This is a genomic window from Sphingobium sp. L-44, assembly GCF_056859495.1.
On sequence record NZ_JBSXOQ010000092.1, the window covers coordinates 20,280 to 29,880 of the forward strand.

Consider the following 9,601-nt stretch of genomic DNA (forward strand, 5'->3'; position numbering starts at 1 on the left):
AATTATAATTCATTTATGGGGTCGGAAAGACCCATGGAGAGGCAGAATATGGGACGTGACAGCCCCCCACAGATACCGCCAACCGAAAGCTGGCTGCCCGGCAAGGCGGAGCGGCGCCAAGTGCTCGGCGGGGCGTTGCTGCTCGGCGCCTTGGTCGGTGTCCCGCTGCGCGCCTGGCATCAGCAGGTCGAGGGTCAGGCCGGCGGCGCCAGCGATTCGGAAAAGCTGCTGCTCGCCCGTCTGTCTGACCTGGTGATCCCGGATAGCGATACGCCCGGTGCCGTCGCCGTCGGTGTTCCCGCCTTTGTCGAACGCGCGCTGCTGCACGGACTGGACGATACCGCGTCCGAACCGGCCGGAAAGGTGCGGATGGGCAATGATCGCGGCGGCCTGCCTGTGCTGGATCAGGTCACACGGGATCTCAACGGTCGCGCCGACATGCCGTTCCTCGGCCTCAAGCCGGACCGGCAACGCGGCGTTCTGGAAGCCTATGATGCCGAAGCCTTTGGCGGCGAGCAGGGCGATCATCCCTGGAAGAAGATCAAGGCGCTGATCCTGACCGGCTATTACACGTCGGAAGTCGGGGCAAGCCGCGAACTGCAATATGAGCTGGTGCCCGGCCGCTGGGATCCGAACCTCCCTTTGCCGGCCCATAATCGATCCTGGTCGAGCGACTGGACAGCGGTGGATTTCGGATGAGCATGGATTTTGACGCGATCGTCGTGGGGTCGGGCATCACCGGCGGGTGGGCCGCAAAGGAACTCACGCAAAAGGGGCTAAAGGTGGTGATGATCGAGCGGGGACGCATGATCGAGCATGGCACTGATTATGTGACAGAGACCAAGGCGCCGTGGGAAATGGAGTTTCGCGGCGAGGGCGATGCAAAACTCTATGCCGAGGAATATGCGGTGCAGCGCCTCAACCGGCACTTCACCGAATTTACCCAGAATCATTTCGTCAACGACAAGGACAATCCTTACGCCGTTGCCGAAGGGACCAAGTTCAACTGGTGGCGCAGCTATCAGATGGGTGGCCGATCGCTGACCTGGGGACGGCAAAGCTATCGCTGGTCCGACTATGATTTCGGCGCCAACAAGGCTGATGGCCATGGCACCGACTGGCCGATCCGCTATGCCGACCTTGCCCCCTGGTATGATTATGTCGAGGATTTCATCGGCGTCTCGGGCGCGGCCGAGGGCCTTGCCTCGCTGCCCGATGGCAAGTTCCTGCCACCCATGGCGCTCAATGTGGTCGAACAGCATGTGCGCGAGGCGATCGCCCAGCGCTGGCCCGACCGCTGCCTGACGGTCGGTCGCACCGCCAATCTGACCGCGCCCAAGGAAGGGCGGGCGCCCTGCCAGTTCCGTTCCATCTGCGCGCGGGGCTGTTCCTATGGCGCTTATTTCAGCACGCAAAGCTCCACCCTGCCGGCGGCACAGGCGACCGGACGGCTGACGGTCGTGACCGATGCGCTGGTGGAAGCGGTCGATTATGATCCCGCCACGAAGAAGGCGACCGGCGTGCGCGTCCTCGACGTCAAGACCGGCGCGCGAACGCGCCATACGGCACGGCTGGTCTTCCTCAACGCCAGTGCCTTCAACAGCGTCCACATCCTGCTCCGTTCCCGGTCGGAGGCACATCCCAATGGCCTTGCCAACAGCAGTGGCGTGCTTGGCACCCATGTGATGGACCATGCCTCGACCCTGTCGACCATGGCGATCATGCCGGGCTTCGACGATCGCACGACCTTCGGCAATCGGCCGACCGGCGTCGTCATTCCCCGCTTCCGCAATCTTGACCGGCAGGAAGCCGATTTCGTGCGCGGCTACAGTTTCCAGGGCGGGGCGCTGCAGAGCGGCTGGACTGCGGCCAAGCGGGCGGCCGGCATCGGCGCCGATTACAAGGCAAAGACCCGCGAGGTCGGTCCCTGGCGCATGGTGTTCGTCGGCTTTGCCGAAAGCCTGCCGCGCGTCACCAATCGGCTGACGCTCGATCCGGTCAAGCTCGACCCGCAGGGCCTGCCGATGCTCAATATTCATTTCGAGCATGGCGACAATGAACGCCGCGCGCTGGCGGACGCCAAGAAGGAAGCTGCCGCGATGATGGAGGCCGCCGGCGGCCATGTCATCATGGGCTTTGACGAGCCCGGCGCGGGTGGCTCGGCGATCCATGAAATGGGCGGCGCGCGCATGGGCCATGACCCGGCCAGTTCGGTCCTCAACCGCTGGAGCCAGGCGCATGACGTGTCCAACCTGTTCGTGACGGATGGTGCGCAAATGAGTTCGTCTGCCTGCCAGAATCCGTCGCTCACCTATATGGCGCTGACGGCGCGGGCCTGTGACCATGCGGTATCGCTGATGAAGGAGGGCGCACTGTGAGGCATTTTGCACCCATCCTTGGTCTTGCGCTGGTGGCGCTGGCGCCCATGGCCGTCGCAAAGTCGGCTGACAATCGCACGATCGTCGATGATTTCGTCGATCGCTTCTATCGGCAGCGTGACGTTGCGGGCGCCTTCGCCACCCATGTCGCGCCCGGCTATGTCCAGCATAATCCCGGCCTGCCCGATGGCCCGGACGCGGCTGTGGCGGCGCTGGCGCCGATGTTCGCCCGGCCCGATGCCCGGTTCGAGGTGAAGCATCTGCTGGTCGACGGCGATCTCGCGCTCGTCCACCTCTTCGGACAGGGCAGGCCGGGCACGGCCGGGGCGGCGGTCGCCGATCTCTATCGGTTGAAGGACGGCAAGGTGGTCGAGCATTGGGATGTGCTGCAACCGATTGCGGAGGGCAGCGATCCGCTGGCGATGGCGGATGCGCCGCCCAGCGATCGCAGCCACACCGCCACCAATCGCCGCGCCTTCTCCCAGTTCATCGACCTGCTGTTCGCCAGGGGCGATGTGGAACAGGCCTATCAGCGCTTCGTCGCGCCGGATCTGATCCAGCATAATAGCCGCATGGGGCAGGGGCGCGATCAGGCGGTCGCGGCGATCCGGGCGCTCCATGCGATGCCGGGCGCCAGCTTCACCGTGCAGCGCATCCTGGTCGATGGCGATTTTGCCGCCGTCCATTATCGCGGCAAGCTGGCAGCGGACGACAAGGGCGCTGCTGTCGTCGAGATATTCCGCTTCGACAAGGGACGGATCGTCGAACATTGGGACATGCTGCAGGGCGTGCCGGAAACGCCGCGTAACGCCCATCCGATGTTCTGACAGCACCAACCAATCAGGTAACAAAAAGGGCCGCTACAGTCGCTGTAGCGGCCCTTTTTGTGTCAGCCGTTGCGGGCAGCGATGTCCCGCCGGATCGCTTCATGGCGACCGTCCATCGGCCAGAAGGCAATGATGATGATCTGCACGATCATGATCGCGATCGGCCAACCATAATAGGACCAGCGTATCGCCGCGCGGGCGCCGTCGCTGACCGCCTTGGGATCATAGCCGGCGCCGGCCAGCACATAGGCGATGATCGCCGTGCCGATCGCCATCCCGACCTTGGTCGACAGGCTGATGCCCGACGACAGCAACCCCTCGTTGCGGGTGCCAAAGCGCCATTCATGATAGTCCACCGCATCGGCGGCCATGGTGAAGATCGCCGTCATGGTCAGGCTGATCAGGATCGCGGCGAAGAGGAACAGGCCCAGGAAAAGTCCATGCTGCGCCTCGATGAAGGGCAGCAGCATATGCACGCCGATCGCGACCAGCAACGCCGCGATGCAACCCTTGCGGATACCGGTCCGCTTGAAGAGGAAAGGCGCGATAAAGGCGCTCAGCAGCAGGGTGCCCGATACTGCCGGCAGCAGGATGCCGATCATCCAGGGCGCTTTCATCACCTCGATAGCGAAGAAGGCGGTGACGGAGATCACGCAGCCGAAGCGCAGGAAATTGAGCGTGCAGAAGAGGAAGGTGACCAGCCAGGCCCGGTTGCGCACCATCGCGCCGACATGCGGCCAGATCGCGCCGCCGGCCGGCGCCTCGTCATGATGCCGCTCCCTGCAACTGACGAACAGGTTGAGCAGCGCCGCCAATGTCAGCACCGCGAACAGCAGTGCGACCAGCGCAAAGCCAAGCCGTTCATTGCCGCCCCCCAGCACGCCGACCAGCGGCATGGTCGCAGCCGTCGCCAGGATGACGGAGACCGACGTGCCGATCGCGCGCGCGCTGCCCAATTGCATGCGGCTGCCATGGTCGTTGGTCATCATCGGCATCAGCGCAGAGAAGGGCACGGCCAGAAAGCTGTAGAGAATGCCCAGTAGCGAGAAGGTAACATAGGCATAGGCCAGCTTCGCCCCGGTCGATCCGTCGATGGTGGTGAAGGTCAGCACCAGCAGGATCGAGAAGGGCAGGGCGGTGAACAGGAAATAGGGGCGGGTCCGCCCCCACCGCGTCCGCGTCCGATCGACCAGGATGCCCACGCCCAGGTCGATGCCCGCATCGAACAGCCGTGACAGCAGGAACAGCGTGCCGACCGCCGCCGCCGGCAATAGCGCCACATTGGTGTAGAAATAGAGCAGGAAGGCGCCGACCGCGTTCCAGCTGAGGCCGCAGGCGAAATCGCCCAGCCCATAGCTGATCTTTTCCCAGGGGCGCAGATGGCTGTCATCTTCGCTGTCAACGATCCGGGGGCTGCGCATCGGCTGCTCTGCAACGGCTGTCGTCATCGGACTGTCCTCGCCAATATCTTTGGGTGGGGCGATCGGTCGACCGCCCCACCTTCGTCATCTGTCAGAGGCCCGTGGCCGCGCGTGCCTGCGCGATCGATTGATCGGAGGGAAGGGTAGGCTGATATTCCAGCCCGATCCCGCCGTCATAGCCGAGCGCGCGGAGCTGCGCGACCACGGCCGGCCAGTCGCTCGTGCCGGTGCCCGGCTCGTTGCGGCCGGGATTGTCGGCAAACTGGACATGCTGGACCAGATGGATACGGCCCTTGAGCACCGCTTCCATATCCTCGCCCATCACGTTGGAATGAAAGACGTCATAAAGCAGGCGCAGATGGTCGCTGCCCACTTCCTCGATGATGTCGAGCGCGAGCGTGGTGCTCGACAGGAACATGCCGGGGTGGGAGACGATGGTGTTGAGCGGTTCCAGCACCAGCACGACGCTGGCTTCTTCCGCCAGGGCGGCGGCCTGCTTCAGCGCCTTGACCGCCTCGGCCCTCTGTTCCTCCAGGCTCACTCCTTCACGGGTGAAGCCCGATGCCACCACCAGGGGGGGGCGGCCCAGTGTCTTGGCGGTTTCCAGCGTTGCGGCGACGGCTTCCAGAAATTCGTCATGCTGGGCGGGGTCGACCAGGCTGCGGCGCGGACCGACGCAGAAGCTGGTGAGTTTGACGCCCGTTTCGTCGAGCGCAGCCCTGATCGCATCGATCGGCTTGTCGTCCCACAGGTGAAATTCAACGGCCGAAAGCCCTGCATTCTTCGCCGCGTGGATGCGGTCGGCGAAATCGGGCGCGCTGTCCTTGAAAAGCCATTCGATACAGGCGGACAGATACATTCCTCTTCTCCTTGGTCGCCCCCTTGTCGTCGGGGACTGGGTCCGGTCGAAGAAGAAGAGGCGGCCCCGCCGGCCTAGCCGGGGCCGCCTCATTTTCACGAAGCTTAGAGGCGTCCGATCAGAAGCGATAGGTGCCCCGGACGCCATAGGTGCGTGGCGTGCCGTAAATATAGTTGATCAGCATGGTCCCGCCGGCATCGACATAGTTGACGAAGCTGTAGGGCCGGTAATTCTCCAGGTTGCGGACATAGGCCTGCACGCTCAGCTTGTTGCCCGGTGCGCTATATTCGAGGCTCAGGTCCGTCTGGGTGAACGCCTCCTGCAATTCGGCGCGATTGTTGAACGGCTGCAGATAATAATCCGACTTGAAGCGGCTGAAGACGCTCGCGGTGATCTTGTGATCGCCGATGTGGAAATCATGGTCATAGCCAAGCGCGATCGTCCATTTGGGCGATTGCACCGGGCGATTGCCGCTGAGGTCGAAGGGCTGGTTGCCGGGCGTCGACGGATCGCTGTCGTTGATCGATCCGGTCAGGCCCAGCAGCGATGTCTGGAACGCCGTCAGTTCGGCGTTCAGATAGTTGACGGTCGCCGTGAAGCGGTCGTTGCGCGACAGCAGGACCGTGGTGTCGGTTTCGATGCCCCAGACCCGCGATTTGCCGGCGTTGACCACCTGGCTGCCGACATTGGTGTCCAGGAACACCGGGATCTGCTGGTCGCGATAGTCATAATAGAAGGCCGAGGCGTTGAACTGGATGGTGCGGTCGGCAAAGCTGTTCTTCGATCCGATTTCATAGGCGGTCAGCTTTTCCGAACCGAAGGAGCCGACATTGTCGAAGCCGCCGGCCTTGTAGCCCGTGCTGACCTTGCCGTAGATCAGATGGTCGCGCGATGGATTATAGTCGATGCCCAGCGTCCAGGTCGGCTGGCTTTCCTTGAAGCGCGGATGGAGTTCGGTCCGGGCGATGCTGGTGTCGTCGATCGCCGGCGGATTGGGGCCGCGTCCGAATTGCGGGCCGTAATTATAATAGAGGCCCTTCTTCTTGTCGTGGGTGTAGCGGATACCGCCGGTGACGCTCAGCTTGTCGACGATGATCGGCACCGTCGCCTGGGCAAAGCCGGCGATCGAGTCATTCTTCACATAGGGGCGATAGAAATAGTTGAGATAGCTCCCACCCGCTGCCAGCGGCAGGAACAGGCCCTGCGCCATATACTGGTTCTCATGGAAGTAGAAGGCGCCGACCTGATAGATGATGCCGCCATTCTCGCCGCCTGACAGGCGCAGTTCATGGCTCTGCGTCTTCGAATTCTTCTCGTAATTCTGGATGAAGATGGTCGGCACATAGCCGTTGAGCGGCTGGCTGATATCCGACTTCACGTCGCGATAGCCGCCAATATAGCTCAGCGTGCCGATCGAGCCGACGTCGATGTCGAGCCGACCACGGATCGCATATTGCCTGATCTTGGTCGAACCCAGATCGCCCAGCGGGAAGGATTTGCGCGGCGGATTGAAGTCGAGATTTTGCGGCACGCCGCCATTCTCAAATTCCGGTGTCGAGGGGATGACGTCAACGATGCCGGAGGCATAGCCAGGGTTGGCAAGGACGCCATTCGTCGCGATCACCTGGCCATATTGCGCTACGCCCGTGGTGTTCACGTCGACAAATTCGCCGGCGACATAGGCGCGGATACCCTCGGCCGGTTCGGCATAGAAGGACAGGCGCGCGGCATCGGTATTGCCGGCACTGCCACGGCCTGCCGGGCCATTGTTGAAATAGCCGTCATGCTCGTTGTGCATACCACTGGCGCGCATGGCGAATTTCTCGCCCAGCGGAATATTGACCGCGACTTCGCCGGTGATCGTGTCGTAATTGCCGTAGCTGCCGGTGGCATAGCCGGAAAATTCCCCGAGGCGCGGCTTGGCTGCCACGATATTCAGGGCGCCAGCAGTCGCATTGCGGCCATAGAGCGTTCCTTGCGGACCACGCAGGATCTCGATGCGCTCCAGATCGAAGAAGCTGGCATTCAGCGCGATCGGCCGGTTGATATATTCGCCGTCGATATTGATCGTCAGCGCCGGATCGGCCGTCTCGCTATGATCCTGGCTGGAAATGCCGCGCACGGTGATCTTGGTATATTGGGTGTCGTTGGTGATGCCCAGATCCGGCGCAAGTTGCGCCAGACCATTCACGTCGGTGATGCCGGCCTTCAGTACCGCATCATTGTCGAACGCGCGCATCGCGATCGGCGTGTCCTGGATATTGGTGGCGCGCTTCTGCGCGGTGACGACGATGTCGGCGATCCCGACCGTGTCGGCTGCGGCCGGGCTGGCGACGTCCTGCGCCATGGCCGGCGTTGTAAGAGCTGCGATGGCCGCGCCAAGCATGAGCGCGGACAGGCTACGGAACTGTTGCATCATTCCTCCCCTTCGATTCCCTTTTCTAGGGAAATTTACGAATTGCAATGATGGTTTTAATAACGGCCTGGCGATGCGTCAAGCCATAACAGAATGCATATTTTAATTCTGTAAAATTCGCTGATTGCGATGATTTAGGGGGCATGCTTTTCCTGCAACGCAGGATGGCTGTGCGACTGCCATCACTAGGGCGATTGTTCGGATGCAATCATCTATCGCCACCAGAGGTGATGGTGATGCAGTCGAGATATGGCCAGACACCGATGGTCGGTAGGGGAACCGTGGTCGCCCTGCTGCTTGCTAGAATTTTGTTATCATAGCGAAGGCTCCCTCACTCCACGTCCGGATGTCGCGATTCGCGGTGTTTGCGCTCCGTAGCTGACAGTCGGGAAAGTCCCATGGCTTGCCGTTATCGGCCCTACTGAAACCCGTGTCACGCCGATAAAAGAACCCCGCCGGAGAAATCTCAACGGCGGGGCCATAGTTCAGGGAGGGCCGCTCCACAGGGGAGGAGCGGCGGGCCGGCTATGGTGCGCAGCGATGACGTTATGATGATGATGCCTTCTGCCGCCTTTCGGCATCCTCGACCGTCCAGAACATGGGATTGCGCATCCAGTCGTTGATGGCGGATCCCGCGGTTGGGCGGTCGCCGCGCCTCAACTGCCTGAGAATGGGCCGATCCGGCTTTGTCGAACCCCGGCAAACTGAGGCGCATCCAGGCGCACAAGCGGCCATCAGAATATTTTGATGATGTCTGGCTGATGCCGCGCCGGCTCTACCGGCTGAGACGCTTTGGGTTGGTTGATTGGGGTTAATGCCGGAACGACCTGTGTTCAGGTAAAGCGGTTGCGCCGGGCATGGGTCGCCGCGCTGATGGTGACAAGCGGCATCGCTTCGGCAGGAGTTGCCGCGCCTGCATTCGCGCAAGACGCCCGGCGGAGCTTCGACATTCCCACGCAGTCGCTGCCCGACGTCTTGACGACCTTCGTTCAGCAGTCCGGGTCACAGGATCGCTTCCACCGCTGCAGGCGCTCAGCCAGCTACTGTCCGGCACAGGGCTGTCGTTCCGGGTTGTGGGTTCAACCGTGACGCGCCGCAAGCCTCGAGCGAGGCCATCCAACTCGGCCCGGTCCGAGTGGCCGGAGAACGCGGTCAGGCAAGCTCTGTCCGTTTCGCTACGGAGCCTAAAGCGTCGGAGGGAACGGGTTCCTACACCGTCCGCTCCACAGCATCCGCGCTCAAACTGCCACTCTCGCTGCGCCCCCCCCCAGTCGGTTAGCGTGGTAACGCGGCAGCAGATCGAGGACCAGAATCTTCAGAGCATCGCGACCATCCTTGTCCAGACGCCCGGTATCGCCATTAATCGGGATAATAGCGAAGGATACAGTTTCTATTCGCGGGGGGGGAGGGGGGGCAGGTGCAGAGCTTCCAGTTTGACTGCGTGCCCAGCCTGTCGAGCGAGGGGGGAAATCTGCGCAATAACTGCTCGATAGCGGACTCCGTCATCTATGACCGCATCGAAATTTTGGAAGGTGCAACCGGTCTGCTCAGCGGGGCTGGATAAGGGCGTGTTCCTGCGGATGATGGAAGGTTTGGCTGCGCCTCAGTCTTCCGAACGCAAGACGGTGATGATCGACGCGACCTATCTGAAGGCGCACCGCACGGCATCAAGCCTGCGGGTAAAAAAGGGGATGCTGGCC

At 62.3% G+C, this 9,601-nt stretch carries 7 protein-coding genes and 1 pseudogene; 5 read left to right on the top strand and 3 right to left on the bottom strand.

The features are described 5' to 3' along the window. Positions 1-48 precede the first annotated feature (48 nt). Genes AC13EK_RS12835 through AC13EK_RS12845 form a run of 3 tightly spaced genes read left to right on the top strand, consistent with a single transcriptional unit; the run spans position 49 to position 3,205 of the window. Entirely contained in the window at positions 49-699 is a 651-nt protein-coding gene (locus AC13EK_RS12835; protein WP_069336341.1) for a gluconate 2-dehydrogenase subunit 3 family protein, read from the top strand. Next, positions 696-2,378, top strand: a complete 1,683-nt coding sequence (locus AC13EK_RS12840) for a GMC oxidoreductase (protein ID WP_069336340.1) — start codon at positions 696-698, stop codon at positions 2,376-2,378. The genes AC13EK_RS12835 and AC13EK_RS12840 overlap by 4 nt, the downstream gene beginning before the upstream one ends. Further along, positions 2,375-3,205: a nuclear transport factor 2 family protein gene (locus AC13EK_RS12845; RefSeq protein ID WP_069336339.1), complete on the top strand. Its 831-nt coding sequence runs from the start codon at positions 2,375-2,377 to the stop codon at positions 3,203-3,205. The genes AC13EK_RS12840 and AC13EK_RS12845 overlap by 4 nt, the downstream gene beginning before the upstream one ends. 62 nt (positions 3,206-3,267) lie before the next feature. On the opposite strand, the gene AC13EK_RS12850 is transcribed toward AC13EK_RS12845, so the two are convergent. From AC13EK_RS12850 to AC13EK_RS12860, 3 genes are all read right to left on the bottom strand, one after another. Then, a complete protein-coding gene (locus tag AC13EK_RS12850; protein ID WP_069336338.1) occupies positions 3,268-4,653 on the bottom strand; it encodes an MFS transporter in 1,386 nt (461 codons plus the stop codon). A 64-nt stretch (positions 4,654-4,717) separates the two neighbouring features. Next, positions 4,718-5,485: a TIM barrel protein gene (locus AC13EK_RS12855; protein ID WP_483022229.1), complete on the bottom strand. Its 768-nt coding sequence runs from the start codon at positions 5,483-5,485 to the stop codon at positions 4,718-4,720. 118 nt (positions 5,486-5,603) lie between these two features. Then, on the bottom strand, positions 5,604-7,832 hold the full coding sequence (locus tag AC13EK_RS12860; protein ID WP_483022230.1) for a TonB-dependent receptor: 2,229 nt from the start codon (positions 7,830-7,832) through the stop codon (positions 5,604-5,606). A gap of 926 nt (positions 7,833-8,758) precedes the next feature. On the opposite strand from AC13EK_RS12860, the gene AC13EK_RS12865 reads away from it, so the two are divergent. Together AC13EK_RS12865 and AC13EK_RS12870 are read left to right on the top strand one after the other, a co-directional pair. After that, entirely contained in the window at positions 8,759-9,394 is a 636-nt protein-coding gene (locus AC13EK_RS12865) for an STN domain-containing protein (RefSeq protein WP_422067277.1), read from the top strand. Positions 9,395-9,460: 66 nt separating this feature from the next. Next, positions 9,461-9,601: pseudogene (locus AC13EK_RS12870) on the top strand (IS5/IS1182 family transposase); the annotation flags it as partial.